Origin of the sequence: Psychromonas sp. KJ10-10 (assembly GCF_047323245.1) — a bacterium.
GTDB lineage: Bacteria > Pseudomonadota > Gammaproteobacteria > Enterobacterales > Psychromonadaceae > Psychromonas.
Window position 1 is genome coordinate 1,390,724 of the sequence record NZ_CP178826.1, and the last position, 20,755, is coordinate 1,411,478.

The following is a 20,755-nucleotide window of genomic DNA, read 5'->3' on the forward strand; positions in this document are numbered from 1 at the left end:
TTAATAATCATCGGATTCTTTAATTTTGCCATAAATATTAGCCGCGTTATTACTGTTATCAATTTTTACAGAATCATCAGTCTCTTTCTCGATAGGCCCTTCTAAGTATTGCTTTTTTAGTCGCAGGCGATTTTCTAGAAGTTTGTTTAAACTGTACAGAGGTCTCTGTTTTTTCTAATATCTGAGCCGTCTCATCTGTTGTAGTATCAGGCTTTGATTCAGCTCTTTTTACTCGAATAATATTACCAGCTAATTTAAAGGCATTTAAATTTTTCATTGCCGCTTTTGCTTCGCCAGGGCTAGGCATTTCTACGAATCCAAAACCTTTAGATTTTCCTGTTTTATTGTCTAATACTAAGTTACAGGATTGCACTTTGCCATATTCGCTAAATAAGCTAATTAACTTTTCTTCAGTTGTTGCTATTGCAAGGTTACGTACTAATAGTTTCATGGTTATTCCGTTCATCAATAAATATATTGCAGTATATTAACAGCTATTATTAGGATTAACTAAGTATTAACCACAGGACAACGCTAAACATTAAAACCGCTGTAATACGGTTCATTATTTTCACATTCCCCTGTTGTTGTAATAAATTTAGCAAAACTCTGCCACCACTGGCATGAAGCAACATACATATCAGCTCAAAGCAAAGAATAATACTGATCAAAATTGTAGCTTTAGGAGGTAATGGACTTTAACCCATTGAATATCCATTTTTGAGCATATTTATTTTATCAATGTAATTCTTCCTATTGCTGATATTAAATGAATTGCTGGTCTGAATTTGTTATAGTTCTGCAAAATTTATCAATCACTCATTTTGTAAAAAATAATTGTGTACATACGTGTGTACATATTAAGAGAACCACTAAACATGGCAGACGCTAAATTCCTAGATGAAGTCAATTCTAGACGCACATTCGCAATCATCTCTCATCCAGATGCTGGTAAAACAACCATTACTGAAAAAGTATTACTTTTCGGAAACGCGCTACAAAAAGCAGGTACGGTTAAAGGTAAAAAATCAGGGCAACATGCAAAATCTGATTGGATGGAAATGGAAAAAGATCGTGGTATCTCAATCACGACTTCTGTAATGCAATTTCCTTATAATAATTCGATTGTTAACTTACTTGACACTCCTGGACATGAAGACTTTTCAGAAGATACCTACCGAACCTTAACGGCAGTAGATTCATGTTTAATGGTTATTGATGCCGCTAAAGGTGTAGAGCAACGTACCATTAAATTAATGGAAGTTACTCGACTTCGTGATACGCCTATTATCACTTTCATGAACAAATGTGACCGTGATACACGAGATCCGATTGATTTAATGGATGAAGTTGAAGATGTACTGAATATTGCCTGTGCTCCTATTACTTGGCCAATTGGTATGGGTAAAGAATTTAAAGGTGTTTATCATTTGCTTCGTGACGAAGTTATTTTATATTCCACAGGACAAGGTCATACCATTCAAGAGGTTCGTATCATTAAAGGGCTGGATAACCCAGAATTAGATACGGTTTTACCCCTTTATGCTGAGTCTTTACGTGAGGAGATGGAACTAGTTGTTGGTGCATCTAATGAATTTGATTTAGAACTCTTTTTAAGCGGTGAATTAACGCCAGTTTTTTTTGGTACTGCGCTAGGTAACTTTGGTGTTGATCATATCTTAGATGGTTTAACCGAATGGGCACCTAAGCCTTTACCACGTATTGCTAAAGAGCGAACGGTTCAACCAACAGAGGAAGAATTTTCTGGTTTTATTTTTAAAATTCAAGCCAATATGGACCCGAAACATAGAGACAGAATTGCTTTCATGCGTGTATGTTCAGGTAAGTATCAAAAAGGCATGAAAATGCTACATGTACGCACAGGCAAAAAAGTGAGCATTTCTGATGCAGTAACTTTTATGGCCGGTGATAGAGAAGCCGCAGAGGAAGCTTATCCTGGCGATATTATTGGTTTACATAATCACGGTACAATTCAAATAGGTGATGCGTTCACTTTAAATGAGCCACTTAAGTTTACCGGTATTCCTAATTTTGCACCGGAATTATTCCGTCGTATTCGTTTAAAAGATCCACTTAAACAGAAGCAATTATTAAAAGGCTTAATGCAACTTTCAGAAGAGGGGGCTGTACAAGTATTCCGCCCACTACGTAGTAACGATTTAATCGTTGGTGCAGTCGGAGTCTTACAATTTGAAGTGGTCGTGCGACGTCTTAAATCTGAATATAAAGTTGAAGCACTTTACGAAGGCATTAGTGTTGCAACTGCATTATGGGTTGAAAGTGATGATGAGCAGAAAATGGCTGAATTTGAAAAGAAAGCTTATGACAACTTGGCATTAGACGGCAGTGATAATTTAACTTATGTTGCCCCGACTATGGTCAATTTAAACTTAGCGATTGAGCGTTACCCTGCCATTAAGTTCCGTAAAACTCGCGAGCACTAACATCTCTCTTCTAAATTAAAGGCTTAGACATTAGTTAAGCCTTTTTTGTCCTTTTAAGGCACAAGGTAAAGCATGATAGCTACATTTTTATGGATGGTAGGAGCTATTCTGTCATTTTCTTTAATGGCTATCGCCGGGCGAGAGTTAAGTCATCAAATCAACACCTTTGAATTATTGTTTTTCAGAGGGTTATTTGGACTGATTGTAATAACTACCATTATTAGCCTTTGCGACAACTTTCGACACTTTCAAACCCAGCAAATCAAAGGTCATTTCCTAAGGAATCTATTTCACTTTTTAGGGCAATATACATGGTTCATAGGATTAGGGTTATTACCACTTGCTCAAGTCTTTGCGATCGAATTTACTGTTCCTTTTTGGACTGCCATTATAGCCGCAATTTTTCTTAATGAATGCCTTACTATCAGGAAAGTATGCGCTATTCTAATTGCTTTTTCTGGTGTATTGTTAATTGTTCAACCACCTTTAGATAGATTCGAAGGGGCTTCTTTGATTGTTCTCGGAGCCGCTATATTTTATGCCTGTGCTCATAGTGGTACTAAATATTTAGCTCGACATAATCATCCTTTAACAATCTTATTTTATATGTGTCTTATTCAAACTCCCATTGCTGGTGTTTTAATGCTTCCAAATTGGACTATGCCAAACGCTTTTGAGTGGTCTTGGATATCCGTAGTTGCAATGACTGCTCTAAGTGCTCACTTTTGCATGACCAAAGCAATGTTAACTAGTGCTGTCACTACAGTGGTAACATTAGATTTTCTGCGTTTGCCTTTAATCGCTTTAGTTGGTTTTTTTGCATACAATGAACCTTTTGGAATGTTATCGATAATTGGTAGTCTGGTTATTCTGATTGCTATGTTAATAAATTTTCAAAAAGCGACAAAGAAATAAAAATGAGGTGAACTATGTTTACTGACAGTCATTGCCACTTAGATTTTCCTTGCTTTAGTCATGAATTAGATGACCTTTTTGAAGCATTAAAAAGCAAAGAAATTACCAAAGTCGTGATACCTGCTACTCAAGCATCTTCGTGGGAGCCTGTTCAGAAAATTGCCAGTCGATATCCTAGTGCATTTTATGCCTTAGGCATTCACCCTCATTTTTTAACCTCTTTTAAATCGCAAGACTTAGAGACTTTAAACTCTCTGCTAAAAAATCGAAATAATAAATGTATTGCATTAGGGGAAATTGGCTTAGATAAGTTTGCTACAACCAATTTGCAACAACAGGAATGGGTGTTTATTGAACAATTAAAAATAGCGCAACAACATCAATTACCGATTATATTACATTGTGTCAAAATGCAGGGGCGTGTCTTAACAATATTAAAGCAACAGAAGTTTAACTATGGTGGCGTTTATCATGCATTTTCTGGCAGTATTGAAATCGCTAATGAGTTTATCAAATTAGGTTTTAAACTTGGAGTCGGTGCTGTAATTACCTATCCTAATTCGACAAAAACACGCACTACCTTTTCACTATTACCTTTAGAATCTCTGTTATTAGAAACTGATGCGCCCGATATGCCCTTGTACCAACAGCAAGGTAAATATAATACGCCACTCAACATTTTGCCTATATTTGAATGCCTAACGACCTTACGTCAGGAGTCAAAAACTCAACTTGCTACACAACTTTATAATAACATGCATAAAATTTTTGCGTTATCCGATGACTAAAGATCAATTTAGGCGTAAAATGTCGCCTTTTTCAAACCGTTTAAATTTAAGGTGAAATTCCATGGTTCAATACCCAATGACTGCAACTTGGCGTCGCTTCTTTACGTAAAGAACTTGATCACTTAAAAAATGTACTCCGACCTGAGATTGTTAATGCAATCGCTGAGGCACGTGAGCATGGTGATCTTAAAGAAAATGCAGAATATCATGCAGCTCGTGAACAACAGGGGTTTTGTGAAGGTCGAATCCAAGACATTGAAGCAAAGTTATCAAACGTACAAGTGATTGACGTAAGTAAAATGACTAACAATGGTAAAGTCATTTTTGGAACAACGGTAACGATTGTTAACTTAGATACTGATGAAGAAGTAACCTATAAAATTGTTGGTGATGATGAAGCGAATATTAAATTAAATTTAATTTCAGTGAATTCACCAATTGCGAGAGGTTTAATTGGTAAAATGGTTGATGACGAAATTAGTATTCAAACACCTGGTGGTATGATTGATTACGAGATAATCAAAGTGCAATATATTGCTTAGTTAAAGTAAAATATTGAGATACAAAAAAGCCCAAAATTATTGGGCTTTTTTAATATAATTTTTATTGAAGTAAAATATTATTGACGAGGTAAGTCGATTTTCTTTTCTTCACTTTGACGATATAAAATCACAATATGGCCGATTTTAGCAACATTAATTGCTTCAGTTTCACGCACGATAGCATCAATAATTAATTGCTTCATTTCACGATCATCAGTTGCGATTTTAACTTTAATTAACTCATGGAAATTAAGGGCATTCTCAATTTCTGCAAGTACACCTTCAGTTAGACCATTTTGCCCGAGCATTACCACGGGTTTTAGCGAATGAGCCAGACCTTTTAGGTGTTTTTTCTGTTTATTTGATAGATTCATACAAATTCTTTCATTTTAGGGTTGAAAACAAGCTATTCTACCCTTAAATATTACTTTTTACTATTGATAACATGCAGGGAAAATTCATGGGCAAAAAAGTCAACGCGGGCGAGTCAAAACCGGGTGCATTAAAGAAAAGTAACTCGGGTAGCTCAAAACGTTGGATGCAAGAGCATGTTAATGATGTTTATGTTAAAGAGGCGAACCGCTTAGGATTGCGCTCTCGTGCTGTTTTTAAGCTAGAAGAAATTAATAAAAAAGACAAAATTATTAAATCAGGCATGACAGTTGTTGACCTAGGTGCCGCGCCTGGTAGTTGGTCTCAGTGGTGTGTGGATACGGTTGGCCAACAGGGTAAAGTCATTGCATGTGATATATTAGCAATGGATTCTATTGCTGGGGTTGATTTTTTACAGGGTGATTTTCGAGAAGAAAATGTGTTAAATGCTCTGTTAGACCGTATCGGTGGGCATAAAGTAGATGTGGTGCTTTCTGATATGGCCCCTAATATGAGTGGTAATGTCGCCATGGACCAACCTAAATCTATCTATTTAGTTGAGCTTGCGTTAGCTATGTGTACTGACGTGCTAGTGAAAGACGGTAGTTTTATTGTTAAAGTTTTCATGGGCGCAGATTTCGATCAATATATGCTTGAAGTGAAAAAAATGTTTAAAGTAGTAAAAACACGTAAACCTGAATCTTCACGGGCACGTTCACGTGAAGTGTATCTTGTCGCAACTGGCTTTAAAGGCTAATAAAGCAATTTATTAACATTAAAAATTAGCACATTTCGTTATAAATTATGCGTAACTTTGTCATTTTATGGCAACTATCTAGTGGCGACTATTTTTAAACTGTAGTAGTCTAACATTTGAATTTTTATTTATTAACATGAGGTTTACATCTTGAACGATATGGCAAAGAACCTAATATTGTGGTTGGTTATCGCAGTGGTATTAATGTCTCTATTTCAGGGCTTTGGTAGTGATAATAGCAAACAATCTGCAATGGATTATACAACCTTTAATAAAGAGGTTAAGCAAGGGCAAATTCAACAAGTTCAAATTGATGGACAAGTGATCACTGGCCTTAAATCAAATCAGACTCCTTTTGTTACTTATATTCCGGCCCCTGACCTTGATTTAATGAACTATCTCATTAAACACAATGTAAAAGTTGAAGGTACTGCACCTGAAGAAACAAGTTTCTTAGCGTCTATTTTTGTTTCTTGGTTCCCAATGTTACTGCTAATTGGAGTGTGGATATTCTTCATGCGTAATATGCAAGGTGGCGGTAAAGGTGGCGCGATGTCATTTGGTAAAAGCAAAGCCAAATTGATGGGCGAAGACCAAATCAAAACCATGTTTGCTGATGTTGCTGGTTGTGATGAAGCTAAAGAAGATGTAAAAGAATTAGTTGATTACCTAAAAGATTCGACTAAATTCCAAAAATTAGGTGGCCGTATACCAACAGGTGTATTACTAGTGGGACCTCCTGGTACAGGTAAAACACTATTAGCAAAAGCGATAGCTGGTGAAGCAAAAGTGCCATTCTTTGCTATTTCTGGTTCAGATTTTGTTGAAATGTTTGTCGGAGTCGGTGCTTCACGTGTTCGTGATATGTTTGAACAAGCGAAAAAATCAGCGCCTTGTATTATCTTTATTGATGAAATTGATGCAGTAGGTCGCCAACGTGGCAGTGGTGTTGGTGGTGGTAATGATGAACGTGAACAAACCCTTAACCAATTGCTTGTTGAAATGGATGGTTTTGAAGGTAGTGAAGGGATCATCGTAGTTGCCGCAACAAACAGACCAGATGTATTAGATGTCGCTTTATTAAGACCTGGACGTTTTGACCGTCAAGTTGTGGTTGGTTTACCTGATGTACGTGGTCGTGAACAAATTTTGAATGTTCATATGCGTAAAGTTCCTCTAGCTGATGGTGTTGAAGCGAAAGTATTAGCGCGTGGTACGCCTGGTTTTTCTGGAGCTGATTTAGCTAACCTAGTGAATGAAGCCGCATTATTTGTCGCTCGTTCAAATAAACGTACTATTACCAAAGAAGATTTTGAGCAAGCACGTGATAAAATCCTAATGGGTTCTGAGCGCCGAAGTTTAGTCATGCGTGAAGAAGATAAAGAGTCAACGGCTTATCATGAAGCAGGACATGCAATTGTGGCTAAATTAGTGCCTCAACATCATCCTATTCATAAAGTAACGATTATTCCACGTGGACGAGCACTGGGTGTGACACAATTTTTACCTGAAGGTGATCAAATTAGTCAAAATCGTCAAGAACTTGAAAGTAGTATTTCCGTGGCTTACGGTGGTCGTATTGCTGAAGAGTTGATTTACGGCAAAGATAAAGTATCGACTGGTGCATCGCAGGATATTAAACAGGCGTCGGCTATTGCTCGTGCAATGGTAACAGAATGGGGTTTCTCTGAAAAACTAGGACCTATTTTATTAACCGCTGAAGAAAATTCATTACGCTCTAACACTGTTTCTCACGAGACTGGTAAGTTAATTGATGATGAAGTGCGTATTCTTATTGATAGTAATTACGAGCGAGCTTACCGTTTGCTTACAGATAACATCGATATCTTGCATGCAATGAAAGATGCATTAATGAAGTATGAGACTATTGATACCTTACAAGTTGATGACTTGATGGCACGAGTTGAAGTGCGTCCACCTTCGAGCTGGGATGAAGATAAACCCGTTACAGCTAAAGAAGATGTTGTTGCTACGGTTAAACCAGAAGTAAAACCAACCGTGATCGCTGAAGAAGAGCCAAAAGCAAGTGAAGAGCAACCTGAAGTGGTTAATCAAGAAGATAAGAAAGAAGACAAAGAGTAATTTACATACTTTTGTTTTGTTTTCCAAAAACCTAAGCTTGCTTAGGTTTTTTTATAGTTGAGATAAAATATGCAGTTAAAAAGTCGCGGTAAAATATTAGATTTATCGACACCTCAAGTGATGGGGATTTTAAATGTCACACCAGACTCTTTTTCCGATGGAGGAAAATTCTCTAATATTGATAATGCGCTCCAGCAAGCACTACAAATGGTTGAGCAAGGTGCGACTATTATCGATATTGGCGATGAATCGACTCGCCCTGGTGCCGCTTGATGTAGCTATGCAAGAAGAGTTAGATCGAGTACTTCCTATTATAGAAAAGATTGTGCAACATTCTGATTGTTGGATTTCCATTGATACAAGTAAAGCAGTGGTAATGTCTGAAGCTATTAAAGCAGGCGCACATATTATTAATGATGTACGTGCTTTACAGGAAGAAGGTGCCTTACAGGTCGCTGTTGAAGCTGATGTCCCAGTTTGTTTAATGCATATGCAAGGACAACCACGTTCCATGCAAACAGCACCAGAGTATGATGATTTATTATCCGAGGTAGAAAGCTTTTTATTGCAACGTGTACAAGCCTGTCAAAATGCAGGTATTAAAAAAGAGAATATTATTGTTGATCTTGGTTTTGGTTTTGGCAAAAAACTGGAACATAATTATGAGTTACTTGCAACAACAAGTAAATTTGTAGCTTTGGGATACCCGCTGTTAACGGGATTGTCACGAAAATCAATGTTTGGCCAACTGTTACAGCGAGATGTTAATGATCGTCTTGCAGGTAGCCTTGCCGGGGCGCTTATTGCAGTACAACAGGGTTCGCAGATATTGCGCGTGCATGATGTCGCAGAAACGGTCGACATTCTAAAGGTACTATAAGAAGTTAAGCGTTATTCCTGTTAATATTGTGGCTATTCAACATAACCAAGATTATGACTACGAGAGTATGTGAAAGGCATCTGAATTAACACCTAGATTTATATTTATAATGACAATAATTAGGTGTTTAACAAATTAAAGAGAAACATTATGAAAAAGAGATATTTTGGCACCGATGGTATTCGTGGCAAAGTGGGTGAATCTTTAATCACCCCTGAATTTGCATTAAAATTAGGTTGGTACGCTGGCCGTGTTTTAGCTAAATCAGGTTCTAAAAAAGTATTAATTGGTAAAGACCCGCGTATTTCTGGTTATATGTTAGAAGTCGCCTTACAGGCAGGTTTAACCGCAAGAGGTTTAAAACCCGTGTTAATGGGGCCAATGCCGACACCCGCTGTATCATACTTAACACGTACTTTTCGAGCTACAGCGGGCATTGTGATCAGTGCTTCGCATAATCCTTATTATGATAACGGTATAAAATTCTTTTCCGATGAAGGCATTAAATTGTCCGAGGAAATTGAATTAGAAATTGAAGCAGAAATCGATAAACCTTTAAAGTGTGTCGATTCAAGTGAGCTTGGTAAAGCATTTCGTATTGATGATGTCGCTGGTCGTTATATAGAATTTTGTAAAAGTACCTTCCCTAATAAATATAATTTAAGTGGTTTAAAAATTGTGGTTGATTGTGCTAACGGCGCAACTTATCACATCGCGCCATTAGTTATTAGTGAACTTGGTGCGGATGTTATTGCTATGGGTGTTGAACCGAATGGGCGCAATATCAATTTAAATTGTGGTGCAACCAGTATGAAAGCCATCGCAGAAAGAGTGGTTGCAGAGGATGCCGATTTTGGTATTGCCTTTGACGGTGATGGTGATCGTGTGATGATGGTTGATCATACTGGGTATGTGCTTGATGGCGATGAGCTACTTTATATTATTGCACGGAATAAATTACGCAATGGTGAGTTGAGAGGTGGGGCTGTTGGTACCATCATGTCTAACCTTGGCTTGGAACAAGCTTTAAAACTTTAGGCATCCCCTTTGATCGCAGTAATGTCGGCGATCGTCATGTGATGGAATTGATGCAGAAAAATAATTGGTGCATTGGATCTGAAAATTCAGGCCATGTTATATGCTCTGATTATTTACCAACAGGTGATGGTATTGTATCTGGTCTGCAAGTTATTAATGCTATGCAGGGTAGCAGAATGTCTCTCTATGAGCTTCGTCAAGGTATGAAAAAATATCCGCAAGTCTTAGTTAGTGTTCGTTTTAATAATGAAATAGATCCATTGCAGAGATAAAGATGTTTTAGCTGAAGCAAAAGTTGTTGAGGAGCTTTTAGAGGGCAAGGGGCGTGTATTATTACGCAAATCAGGCACTGAACCCGTTTTTCGTGTTATGGTTGAAGCTGATGAGAAAAAGCGACTCGTTAAAGAATACGCTCAACGAATCGCTGATAAGGTGAAAGCTTAGTATTTATTTTTGTTTGAAAAGTAGACGAATAAACCGATAAAACAGTAAAAATTTAAAATTGTCTGTTTATTGGCTTGTGATTGTTAGCGCTTTTCAGTATTATTCGCCCGCTCTACTATTAGAGCGGTTAGTTTCTAGGGATTATTAGGTATATTTTATGTATGAAATACTGTTAGTTGTTTATTTAGTTGTTTCAATTATTCTGGTTGGTTTTGTTTTAATTCAACAGGGTAAGGGCGCAGGTATGGGAGCTTCCTTTGGTTCTGGCGCGTCTAACACAGTATTTGGTGCAAGCGGTGCAAGTAACTTTATGACTCGTACGACTGCCATCCTAGCAATTGCTTTCTTTGTGTTAAGTTTAGTACTTGGTAACTTGTCTACCAATAAAGTGTCACAAGATGATGTGTTCTCTGACTTAACGGTTGAAGAAACATTTGAAGTACCAGTTGAAGTTGACACTTCATCAGAAGTTCCAGAGTAAACAAATTTAAAAACGCGGATGTGGTGGAATTGGTAGACACGCGACCTTGAGGGGGCTGTGGCTTAGGCCGTGAGAGTTCAAGTCTCTCCATCCGCACCAATTTTTGAAACCCAAAGTAACAATGTTTACTTTGGGTTTTTTTATGCCTTAATTTCGTGATAATGATTGCTTACAAGTCAAAATCTGTTTATAATTCGCGCCATTAAGCGAACTGTTTTAAAACTCATTACGATAATGGATTTATTATTAGATTTTTCGGGTGTTTATTAGCAGTTTGGCCATTCAGACCATTAGCTTTAACCTTGTTAAATTTGGTCTCGCTTGTTGTAAGCAAGCACTTGAATGAAGCTCCAATTTATTGGGGCTTTTTTGTTATTTACCCATTTGAAAATAACAAATAGGTAAAAAGAATCAGGGCTTTAAGCCCTTTTTTTGTTTCTGAACCTAAATAATTAGGGTTTAAAAGGAGATAAATTTGGCAAGTTTAGAACAACGATTAACTGAAATGTTTGCGCCTAGCGTAGAAGATTTAGGTTATGAATTAGTTGGCGTAGAATATATTCGTGCTGGTAAGCATTCAACATTACGAGTTTATATTGATCAAGAATCAGGCATTTTAGTGGATGATTGTGCTGTAGTAAGTCGTCAAATCAGTGCGTTAATGGATGTTGAAGATCCAATTGAAAATGAATATACGTTAGAAGTTTCATCTCCAGGATTAGAGCGCCCGCTTTTTAATGCGGCGCACTATGCGACTTTCGCTGGTGAAGAAGTAAAAGTTCAGTTACGCATGCCCATTCAAAACCGTCGTAAATGGAAAGGTATTATCGACAGTGTTGAGGGTGAAATAATTTGTATAAATGTTGATGGTGCACTTGAGCGTTTTGCACTAAGTAATATTCAAAAAGCGAATATTGTTCCAAAATTTGATTAATTAAGGCGATGAAAAATGAATAATAAAGAGATTTTATTAGTCGTAGAAGCAGTTTCTAATGAGAAAGGCCTTCCACGTGAAGCGATTTTTGAAGCATTAGAAAGCGCATTAGCGATTGCAACGAAAAAGAAATATGAACAAGAAATTGAAGTGCGCGTTGCGATTGACCGTATAACAGGTGATTTTGAAACATTTCGTCGTTGGTTAGTGCTAGCACCTGATGCTGAAATGGAAAGCCCATGTTCAGAAATGACCTTTGAAGCAGGCACAGTTTGATAATGCAGAGATTCAAATTGGTGAATATATCGAAGATGAAATTGATTCGGTAAAATTTGATCGTATTACCACACAAACAGCAAAACAAGTTATTGTACAAAAAGTTCGTGAAGCAGAGCGTGCTCAGGTTGTTGAGCAATATGCAGAGCAAAAAGGTGAGTTAATTACGGGTGTGGTTAAACGCATGAACCGTGAAAACATTTTGCTTGACCTAGGTGGTAATGCAGAAGCTGTTATTTTCCGTGATGAAATGTTACCACGTGAAAATTTCCGTCCAGGTGATCGTCTACGTGGGTTATTATTTGACGTTCGCCCAGAAGCGCGTGGTGCACAATTATTTATGACACGTACGCGACCAGAAATGTTAATTGAATTATTTCGTCTAGAAGTGCCAGAAATTGCAGAAGAGATGATTGATTTAATGGTCAGCCGCTCGTGATCCGGGCTCTCGTGCTAAAATAGCAGTGAAAACAAATGATCAACGTATTGACCCTGTTGGAGCATGTGTTGGTATGCGTGGTGCGCGTGTTCAAGCTATTTCTAGTGAGTTAGGTGGTGAACGTGTTGACATCATCTTATGGGATGAAAATCCTGCTCAGTTTGCAATCAATGCAATGTCACCAGCAGAAGTTGCATCTATTGTTGTTGACGAAGATACTAACAGTATGGACATTGCTGTTGAAGAAGATAACCTTGCACAGGCGATTGGACGCAATGGTCAAAACATTCGTTTAGCTTCAGAGCTAACTGGATGGACGTTAAATGTTATGACGGTTGCTGAGTTGAAAGCGAAGCATCAAGCTGAAGCAGATAGCGTGATCAGCGTATTTACGGATGCACTTGATATCGATGAAGACTTCGCTGGTGTATTAGTTGATGAAGGTTTCACATCTCTAGAAGAGATTGCTTACGTACCTGTTAATGAGCTACTTGAAATCGAAGGTCTTGATGAAGAGATGGTTGATGAATTACGTACGCGAGCAAAAGATGTCCTAGCGACTAAAGCGTTAGCAAGAGAAGAGAATCTAGAAGGCGCAACACCTGCGGATGATTTACTGGCGCTAGAAGGATTAGAAGCTCACCTTGCATATGTATTTGCAAGCAAAGGTATCATCACACTTGAAGATTTAGCAGAACAAGCTGTTGATGACCTGATTGAGATTGAAGAATTAAACGAAGAAAAAGCGGGTGAGCTTATTATGGTCGCGACGTAACATCTGTTGGTTTAGCGAAGATGCTGAATAAGCACAGATAGGAGAAAAAAATAATGTCAGATATTTTATTGAATGAGCTCGCAAAAGAGCTAAACAAAACACCAGAAACTCTGGTTAAACAATTTGCCGATGCCGGTATTAAAAAAACAGTATCAGAAAAAGTAAGCTTACAAGAAAAAGAAACGCTTACAGTTTATTTGCAAAAGCTACACGGTGGCGAACAAAAGAAAAAAATGACCTTACAACGTAAAACCAAATCAACGTTGAATGTTAAAGGCCAATCTGTGAACGTAGAAGTTCGTAAGAAGCGTACCTATGTAAAACGTACTGACACTGAAGTTGAAGCAGAAAATGCGGCAAAAGCGGCAGAAGAAGCGACTATTCAGGCTAAATTAGAAGCTGAAATTGAAGCTAAAAAAGCACAGGCTGAAAAGCTATAAGCTGAAAAATTAGCGACCAAAAAATTAGCAGATGAAAAAGCTAAAAAAGCAGCCTTCAGCGAATAAAGAAAAGCAAGTTGTCGCCAAAGTAGAAAAATCGCCAGAGCAAATTGCTCGCTGAAAAAGAAGCCGCTGAATTATTAGCTAAAGCGGAAAAAGAGGCACTTGCTAAGGCTGAGAAAAAAGCACAAGAGCAGACTATTCTTGCTAAAAAATTAGCGGAAGAAAATGCAGAACGTTGGGCTAAAGAAGAAGCTCAACGTAAAAAAGAAGAAGCTGAACGTGACTTCCATGTGACTTCATCTGCGGCAGACCCAAGAAGCAGAAGATGCTTCTGATACTAAAGCGGAAGGTCAAGTTCATCGTAAGAAGAAGAAAAAAGCAACTGCAGCGACCTGTTGTTGCCCCTCAAGGTCGCCGTGGACGTCGTGGTAAAAAATCACGCGTAGCGACACCTTCAGTTCTTCAGCAAGCATTTGAAAAACCTGTCGCAAAAGTTGAGCGTGATGTTCGAATCGGTGAAACCATCACAGTTGCTGAATTAGCAAGTAAAATGGCTGTTAAAGCAACAGAAGTCATTAAAGAAATGATGAAGATGGGCGCAATGGCGACTATCAACCAAGTGATTGACCAAGAAACTGCAACACTTGTTGCTGAAGAAATGGGCCACAAAGTTATTCTAACTAAAGAAAATGAGTTAGAAGAATCAGTTATGGCTGAAGCACAGGAAGGCGGTGTAAGCACTTCTCGTGCACCTGTTGTTACTATTATGGGTCACGTTGACCATGGTAAAACATCTCTTCTTGATTATATTCGTCGTGCTAAAGTAGCAGATGGTGAAGCCGGTGGTATTACTCAGCACATTGGTGCTTATCATGTAGATACTGATAAAGGTATGATTTCATTCCTGGATACTCCTGGACATGTCGCCTTTACATCAATGCGTTCTCGTGGTGCTAAAGCAACGGATATCGTTGTGCTAGTAGTTGTCGCCGACGATGGTGTTATGCCGCAAACAATTGAAGCTATCCAGCATGCGAAAGCCGCGGAAGTACCATTAATTGTTGCTGTGAATAAAATTGATAAAGAAGTCGCTGATCCTGATCGTGTTAAAACTGAGCTTTCTCAACATGACGTTATTTCTGAAGAGTGGGGCGGTGAAAATATCTTCGCACACGTTTCAGCTAAAGTGGGTACTGGCGTTGATGATTTACTCGATAGCATTCTTTTACAAGCGGAAATGTTAGATTTAGAGGCCGTTGCGACTGGTCCTGCATCAGGTGTTGTTATTGAATCTCGTCTTGATAAAGGTCGTGGTCCGGTAGCTTCTATTCTGGTACAACAGGGTGAACTTAAACAAGGTGACATCGTACTTTGTGGCCTTGAATATGGCCGTGTTCGTGCGATGCGTGATGAGAACGGTAAGCCTATCGAAGCAACTGGTCCATCTATTCCTGTGGAAGTGTTAGGTTTATCAGGTGTGCCACAAGCCGGTGATGAAGCAACTGTTGTTAAAGATGAGAAAAAAGCACGTGAAGTTGCGCTTTATCGTCAAGGTAAATTCCGTGATATTAAACTAGCACGTCAACAGAAAGCGAAACTTGATAACATGTTTACTAACATGGAAGCGGGTGAAGTTTCTGAGCTTAACATCGTACTTAAAGCCGATGTTCAAGGTTCACTTGAAGCAATTTGTGATTCACTAAGTAAATTATCGACTGATGAAGTTAAAGTTAATATTATTGGTCGTGGTGTGGGTGGAATTACAGAAACAGATGCATCTTTAGCCTCTGCTTCTGGTGCAATTATCATCGGCTTCAACGTACGTGCAGATGCATCAGCGCGTAAGTTAATTGATAACGAAGCGGTTGATTTACATTACTACAGCATTATTTATGATCTTATCGATGAAGTTAGATCGGCAATGGGTGGATTATTAGCTCCTGAGTTTAAACAGGAAATCACTGGTATTGCAGATGTACGTGATGTTTTCAAATCTCCAAAAATTGGCGCGATTGCTGGTTGTATGGTTATTGAAGGTAAAATCAAACGTAATAATCCAATTCGTGTATTACGTGATAATGTGGTTATTTACGAAGGTGTACTTGAATCTCTACGTCGTTTTAAAGATGATGCAGAAGAAGTACGAAATGGTATGGAATGTGGTGTTGGTGTTAAGAACTACAATGACGTACGCGTTGGTGACCAAATAGAAGTATTTGAAATTATTGAAGTTAAACGAACTCTTTAATTTTCAAGCATAATGACGTTAACAATGGAGGCTAAGTGCCTCCATTGTTGTTCATAGTCATTGGCAATAACATTTATAGATAGAATAGTGATCACATCGTTGATCTAGGAGTAAATAATGGCAAATGATTACAGCCGTACCTCACGTGTTTCGCAACAAGTTCAAAAAGAATTAGCGCGTATTTTACAACAAGAGGTTAAAGATCCGCGTATTGGCATGGTAACGATTTCAGGTGTGGATATCACTCGTGATTTAGCCTACGCAAAAGTATTTGTTACCTTTTTGACGATTGGCGACCAAACTAACGAAGAATCATTAGCGGGCTTAAATTCAGCTTCTGGTTATATTCGTCGTTTATTAGGTAAAGCAATGCGTTTAAGAATTGTACCTGAAGTGCGTTTTTGCTTTGATGAAACACTTATCGAAGGTTTACGTATTTCTGAATTAGTTACTGGTGCCGTTAAAAACGATAAAGTTAAAATTGTCGCTTCTGGTCGAATCGATGAAGAAGAGCAAGATGAAGAAACTGTTTCAAAGGAAAATATATAATGGCAAGACGTGGTAAAGGCCGTAGTATCAACGGAGTACTTTTATTAGATAAACCAACAGATATTAGTTCTAACCATGCATTGCAACGTGTTAAACGTATTTTTTACGCGAATAAAGCGGGACATACTGGTGCGCTGGATCCTCTTGCTACTGGTATGCTTCCGATCTCGCTTAGGTGAAGCGACTAAGTTTTCGCAATTTTTGCTCGATTCAGATAAACGTTATATTGTCACTGTCAAACTGGGTGTTCGTACTGATACTAGTGATTCACAGGGGGAAGTAGTTTGTGAAAAGCCTGTAGCAGTAACACAAGAGCAACTTGATATTGCATTAGAAACCTTTCGTGGTGATATTATGCAAGTTCCTTCGATGTATTCAGCACTTAAATTTGAAGGGAAACCTTTGTATAAATATGCGCGTGAAGGTATTACTATCGATAGACCTGCTCGCCCTATTACTGTTTATGAGCTCAATCAATTACGCTTTGAAGGTGATGAGATTGATCTTGATATTCATGTTAGTAAAGGTACTTACATTCGTACTATTACTGATGACTTGGGTGAGTTACTTGGTTGTGGGGCGCATGTTTCAATGTTACGTCGTACGCAGGTAGCTGATTATCCTTATCAGCGAATGGTCACTATTGAACAATTAGATGCTTTAATTGAACAAGCAAAAGAGCAAGATATTAGCCCGTATCAGTTACTTGATACTCAATTACTTGATATGGATACTGCGGTGAAAAATTACCCTGAAGTGAATATCAGTGATGAGATGGGGGATTATATGTTACATGGTCAACCTGTGCAGGTATTTGGTGCGCCAGATAATACCTTAGTGCGCATTACTGTGGGTGAAGCTCATACCTTTATTGGTATGGGGGAAATGAACGATGATGGATTGATCGCACCCAAGCGCCTCGTAAACCTTTAACAATTCAATGCGTCGCAATTTTAGGAAATCTCTGCGTTGAAAGTACTCACAAATTTATCTGGAATAAATTTGAACATCCGTAGGATGGCCCGAAGGGCGGAGCACAGGACGTGCGCAGTATTTGGTAAACCAAGCTCCGTGCTTTCGCCTTGATCTTTCCCAAAATTGCTTAGCCTTGAAGCGTTAAATTGCTTCAGAAATCTTCGGATATATAATTAAGATTCAATTATGACTAAACTTGATTTTACGACAATCAATAAATCTTCTGCTAAATCCTTTAATGAGCAGAAAAATATGATTAAAAAGATAGGTAAGGGACAAACTGTGTTGTGTGTTTCCTGTGATCAACCCTTGCAACTTAGTGTATCTAGTGAACAGGAAACTGGCGTAAAATGCCTAAAAGGCTGTACCAACATTGGGCTAGAAGTAGAAATATAGACTGTAAGGCTATAAGGCTATAAGGCTGTAAGGCTGTAAAGCTATAGGGCTGTAAAGCTTTAGGGCTGTAAGGCTTCAAGCTTTTAAGCCTTCAAGCTTTCAAGCATTCAAGCCCTCAAGCCTTTATTAAGTACAAGTATAAGCAATATTGATTGCTAGCCCTCCTTGAGAGGTCTCACGGTATTTGGCATTCATATCCTTACCCGTTGCATACATAGTTGCAATCACCTTATCGAGAGAGACACTCGCTTGCGAACTACGTCTTAATGCCATACGAGAAGCATTAATCGCCTTCATGGATGAAATTGCATTTCGTTCAATACAGGGCACTTGTACTTGCCCGGCTACTGGATCACAGGTTAAACCTAAATGATGTTCCATGGCAATTTCTGTCCGCTTGTGCCACTTGCACCGGTGTGCCTCCTAATATTTCGGTAAGACCTGCTGCACGCCATAGAACAAGAAACACCTATTTCTCCTTGGCAACCAACTTCAGCACCAGAGATAGATGCATTGCTTTTAAATAACCCTCCAATAGCATACTGCGGTTAATAAAAACCTGCTGATTAAGTCTTCATTTAAAGGAGAAACAAATTTATTATAATAAGAAAGTACTGCTGGGATAATTCCCGCCGCACCATTAGTTGGAGAAGTAACAACACGTCCCCCTGCCGCATTTTCTTCACTAACAGCAAGGGCAAACATGTTTACCCAATCAATGAGTAACATAGGATCTGTATTAAGATCTTTTTCTTTAATAAGTTGCTGATAAAGTGCTGGTGCTCGTCGAGGTAATTGTAAAGGCCCTGCGAGTACTCCCTCTGTTTCACAACCACGAGTAATGCTTTCATTCATTGTTTGCCAAATTTGAGCAAAACGTAACATAATATTTTTTTCTGAGTTATTTTTGCATTCATTCCTCATCATTAACGTACTAATACTAATATTGCTCTTCTCGCACTGTTCAAGTAATTGTTCCGCGTTACTAAAAAGGTACGGGAGGTTAAGATGGGTATTTTGTTTATCATTAAAGTGGCTTTCTTCAACAATAAACCCCCCACCTATGGAATAATAGGTTTGTGAGAATACGGGCATGTTTTCAGAAAATGCATGGAATACCATAGCATTTTCATGCAGTGGCAATGCATCGTTAATAAAATTAATCGCATGATGAGAGAAGTTGACCTCATGTGTACCGAGATTAATAGGAAGAATCAGTGTTTGTTTAACCTGCTCAACAAAAGAAGGAATAATATCAAGATCAACAAATTCAGCCTCATAACCAGCAAGGCCTAAGATAATTGCGATATCCGTATGATGCCCTTTACCTGTCAAAGCTAATGAACCATGTACATCAACACTGAGTGCACTGATATTTGAAAGTTGAGTCACCTGTTTTAACGCATCAATAAACTGTTTAGTCGCTTTCATTGGCCCTAAAGTGTGTGAACTAGAGGGACCAATACCAATTTTAAATATATCGAAAACACTATGCATTATTTTTATCCTTGTCGTTTACCACTATGTTTTTAAAAGCATTTTTAAAAGCACATAATAATAAGTTTGCGCGGTTAATCTAAAAGCTGAGTATATGTGATAAAACAGCAGTCGTAGAATTGCTTGCTATTAATGTTTGCTTGATCATATATTTCATAATATAGCTCAGTATTTTGCGAACGAACTCGGGCCATACTGCTGAAAGCTAAAATCTAGATTAGTGAAACAACACAATGCATATTATTTTAATTAAATAGTGCTAGTGCATTACATTTATTCTTCGTGTTTTTACATTATCTTATTTAGCTGATAAGGTTAGTTTCCTCTGTGAAACCTACAGATAGAACCCTATTTAAGCATGAAAGTAAAAAAACAACATAATTATAAATTCATATATTAAGGAATATAAAATGAAGCTAAATTCGATCATTAAAACGATAGCATTATCAACGCTTGTTTTGTGTGCTGGTTTACAGGCTAAAACAACTTATGTCGCCACTACTGCCATTGTTGAGCATCCTGCATTAGATGCTGTTCGTGATGGTATTAAAGTCGTTTTAAATGAAAATGGCTATGACGATGATAATCTTAAATTCACCTATGAAAGTGCACAGGGACAACCAGCAATTGCGTCCCAAATTGCGCGTAAAATGGTAGGTGATCAACCTGATGTTATCGTTGCTATTGCAACGCCATCGGCACAAGTCGCTGTGAGTGTTAGTAAAGATATTCCAATTGTGTTTTCTGCTGTAACAGATCCTCTCGGTGCGAAATTAGTACCTAGTTTAGAAAAACCAGGTAGCAATGTAACTGGTTTATCGGACATGGTAAACGTTAAACAACACCTAGAATTAATTAAAGAATTTGTACCAAATCTAAAAACTGTCGGTGTGCCTTATAATCCAGGCGAAGCGAATTCAGTATCAAGTGTTGCCGCATTAAAAGCAACTGCCACTGAAATGGGTATCGAAGTAGTAGAGTCTGCAGCTCCTAAATCTTCGGATGTAATGATTGCAACGAAACAGTTAGTGGGTAAGGTTGATGCAATCTATTGTCCTATTGATAACACTATCATTAGTGCGGTTGAATCTGTTATCAAAGTGGGTATTGACGCTCAAATTCCAGTCTTTGCTGGTGATACAGATACAGTAACACGTGGTGCAGTAGTCGCTGTTGGTTATGATTACTTCGATTTAGGTCGCCAAACAGGTGATTTGGTTATTCGTGTTTTAAATGGCGAAAAACCAGGCTCAATAGATGTAAAAATGGCTCAGGGGACTAACTTATATGTAAACCCTGCAATGGCGACAAAAATGGGTGTTGCTGTTCCTGAATCTGTACTAACACGTGCAACTAAAGTTATTAAATAAGAAGTAATATTAATGTCTCTCTTTTCTTTTTAGGTACGTTAGAAATCGGCCTCATTTATGGTTTAGTT

The 20,755-nt window shown here is 38.1% G+C and carries 12 protein-coding genes, 1 tRNA gene and 7 pseudogenes; 17 read left to right on the plus strand and 3 right to left on the minus strand.

What is annotated here, in order from left to right:
* Window positions 1-76: 76 nt before the first annotated feature.
* Window positions 77-451, minus strand: a complete 375-nt coding sequence (locus ACLKMH_RS07940; RefSeq protein WP_413701534.1) for an RNA recognition motif domain-containing protein — start codon at window positions 449-451, stop codon at window positions 77-79.
* Between the two features lie 427 nt (window positions 452-878).
* Between ACLKMH_RS07940 and prfC the strand changes: the two genes are divergently transcribed.
* From prfC to greA, 4 genes and pseudogenes are all read left to right on the plus strand, one after another.
* Window positions 879-2,465, plus strand: a complete 1,587-nt coding sequence (prfC, locus tag ACLKMH_RS07945; RefSeq protein WP_413701535.1) for a peptide chain release factor 3 — start codon at window positions 879-881, stop codon at window positions 2,463-2,465.
* Between the two features lie 72 nt (window positions 2,466-2,537).
* Entirely contained in the window at window positions 2,538-3,380 is an 843-nt protein-coding gene (locus ACLKMH_RS07950) for a DMT family transporter (RefSeq protein ID WP_413701536.1), read from the plus strand.
* Window positions 3,381-3,394: 14 nt separating this feature from the next.
* Entirely contained in the window at window positions 3,395-4,168 is a 774-nt protein-coding gene (locus ACLKMH_RS07955; RefSeq protein WP_413701537.1) for a TatD family hydrolase, read from the plus strand.
* 61 nt (window positions 4,169-4,229) lie between these two features.
* Window positions 4,230-4,710, plus strand: a pseudogene (gene greA / locus ACLKMH_RS07960) (transcription elongation factor GreA).
* A gap of 77 nt (window positions 4,711-4,787) precedes the next feature.
* On the opposite strand, the gene yhbY reads toward greA, so the two are convergent.
* Window positions 4,788-5,084, minus strand: a complete 297-nt coding sequence (gene yhbY / locus ACLKMH_RS07965) for a ribosome assembly RNA-binding protein YhbY (RefSeq protein ID WP_413701538.1) — start codon at window positions 5,082-5,084, stop codon at window positions 4,788-4,790.
* Between the two features lie 86 nt (window positions 5,085-5,170).
* On the opposite strand from yhbY, the gene rlmE reads away from it, so the two are divergent.
* From rlmE to ACLKMH_RS08025, 12 genes and pseudogenes are all read left to right on the plus strand, one after another.
* Window positions 5,171-5,839: a 23S rRNA (uridine(2552)-2'-O)-methyltransferase RlmE gene (rlmE, locus tag ACLKMH_RS07970; RefSeq protein WP_413701539.1), complete on the plus strand. Its 669-nt coding sequence runs from the start codon at window positions 5,171-5,173 to the stop codon at window positions 5,837-5,839.
* Between the two features lie 150 nt (window positions 5,840-5,989).
* Entirely contained in the window at window positions 5,990-7,942 is a 1,953-nt protein-coding gene (ftsH, locus tag ACLKMH_RS07975) for an ATP-dependent zinc metalloprotease FtsH (protein ID WP_413701540.1), read from the plus strand.
* A gap of 69 nt (window positions 7,943-8,011) precedes the next feature.
* Window positions 8,012-8,822, plus strand: a pseudogene (gene folP, locus ACLKMH_RS07980) (dihydropteroate synthase).
* A gap of 150 nt (window positions 8,823-8,972) precedes the next feature.
* Window positions 8,973-10,304, plus strand: a pseudogene (gene glmM / locus ACLKMH_RS07985) (phosphoglucosamine mutase).
* A 157-nt stretch (window positions 10,305-10,461) separates the two neighbouring features.
* Window positions 10,462-10,785, plus strand: a complete 324-nt coding sequence (gene secG, locus ACLKMH_RS07990; RefSeq protein ID WP_413701541.1) for a preprotein translocase subunit SecG — start codon at window positions 10,462-10,464, stop codon at window positions 10,783-10,785.
* A 14-nt stretch (window positions 10,786-10,799) separates the two neighbouring features.
* Window positions 10,800-10,884 (plus strand) — tRNA-Leu (locus tag ACLKMH_RS07995).
* 376 nt (window positions 10,885-11,260) lie between these two features.
* The gene (rimP, locus tag ACLKMH_RS08000) at window positions 11,261-11,719 is read left to right on the plus strand and encodes a ribosome maturation factor RimP (RefSeq protein ID WP_413701542.1); all 459 of its coding nucleotides are present in this window, start codon (window positions 11,261-11,263) and stop codon (window positions 11,717-11,719) included.
* Window positions 11,720-11,734: 15 nt separating this feature from the next.
* Window positions 11,735-13,240: pseudogene (gene nusA, locus ACLKMH_RS08005) on the plus strand (transcription termination factor NusA).
* Between the two features lie 22 nt (window positions 13,241-13,262).
* Window positions 13,263-15,900 (plus strand): annotated as a pseudogene (gene infB, locus ACLKMH_RS08010) (translation initiation factor IF-2).
* 117 nt (window positions 15,901-16,017) lie between these two features.
* Window positions 16,018-16,449: a 30S ribosome-binding factor RbfA gene (gene rbfA, locus ACLKMH_RS08015; RefSeq protein ID WP_413701543.1), complete on the plus strand. Its 432-nt coding sequence runs from the start codon at window positions 16,018-16,020 to the stop codon at window positions 16,447-16,449.
* Window positions 16,449-17,382 (plus strand): annotated as a pseudogene (truB, locus tag ACLKMH_RS08020) (tRNA pseudouridine(55) synthase TruB). The gene rbfA and the pseudogene truB overlap by 1 nt, the downstream one beginning before the upstream one ends.
* Window positions 17,383-17,610: 228 nt before the next feature.
* On the plus strand, window positions 17,611-17,820 hold the full coding sequence (locus tag ACLKMH_RS08025) for a hypothetical protein (protein ID WP_413701544.1): 210 nt from the start codon (window positions 17,611-17,613) through the stop codon (window positions 17,818-17,820).
* A 126-nt stretch (window positions 17,821-17,946) separates the two neighbouring features.
* Here the strand turns inward: ACLKMH_RS08025 and ACLKMH_RS08030 are convergent.
* Window positions 17,947-19,317 (minus strand): annotated as a pseudogene (locus ACLKMH_RS08030) (L-serine ammonia-lyase).
* A gap of 410 nt (window positions 19,318-19,727) precedes the next feature.
* Between ACLKMH_RS08030 and ACLKMH_RS08035 the strand changes: the two are divergent.
* Window positions 19,728-20,687: an ABC transporter substrate-binding protein gene (locus tag ACLKMH_RS08035; protein WP_413701545.1), complete on the plus strand. Its 960-nt coding sequence runs from the start codon at window positions 19,728-19,730 to the stop codon at window positions 20,685-20,687.
* Window positions 20,688-20,755: the final 68 nt, after the last annotated feature.

Excerpts from the sequence above, each read along its gene's own strand:
- ACLKMH_RS07940 (WP_413701534.1), bottom strand. The coding sequence starts at position 451 with ATGAAACTATTAGTACGTAACCTTGCAATAGCAACAACTGAAGAAAAG.
- prfC (WP_413701535.1), top strand. The coding sequence starts at position 879 with ATGGCAGACGCTAAATTCCTAGATGAAGTCAATTCTAGACGCACATTC.
- ACLKMH_RS07950 (WP_413701536.1), top strand. The coding sequence starts at position 2,538 with ATGATAGCTACATTTTTATGGATGGTAGGAGCTATTCTGTCATTTTCT.
- ACLKMH_RS07955 (WP_413701537.1), top strand. The coding sequence starts at position 3,395 with ATGTTTACTGACAGTCATTGCCACTTAGATTTTCCTTGCTTTAGTCAT.
- yhbY (WP_413701538.1), bottom strand. The coding sequence starts at position 5,084 with ATGAATCTATCAAATAAACAGAAAAAACACCTAAAAGGTCTGGCTCAT.
- rlmE (WP_413701539.1), top strand. The coding sequence starts at position 5,171 with ATGGGCAAAAAAGTCAACGCGGGCGAGTCAAAACCGGGTGCATTAAAG.
- secG (WP_413701541.1), top strand. The coding sequence starts at position 10,462 with ATGTATGAAATACTGTTAGTTGTTTATTTAGTTGTTTCAATTATTCTG.
- rbfA (WP_413701543.1), top strand. The coding sequence starts at position 16,018 with ATGGCAAATGATTACAGCCGTACCTCACGTGTTTCGCAACAAGTTCAA.
- ACLKMH_RS08025 (WP_413701544.1), top strand. The coding sequence starts at position 17,611 with ATGACTAAACTTGATTTTACGACAATCAATAAATCTTCTGCTAAATCC.
- ACLKMH_RS08035 (WP_413701545.1), top strand. The coding sequence starts at position 19,728 with ATGAAGCTAAATTCGATCATTAAAACGATAGCATTATCAACGCTTGTT.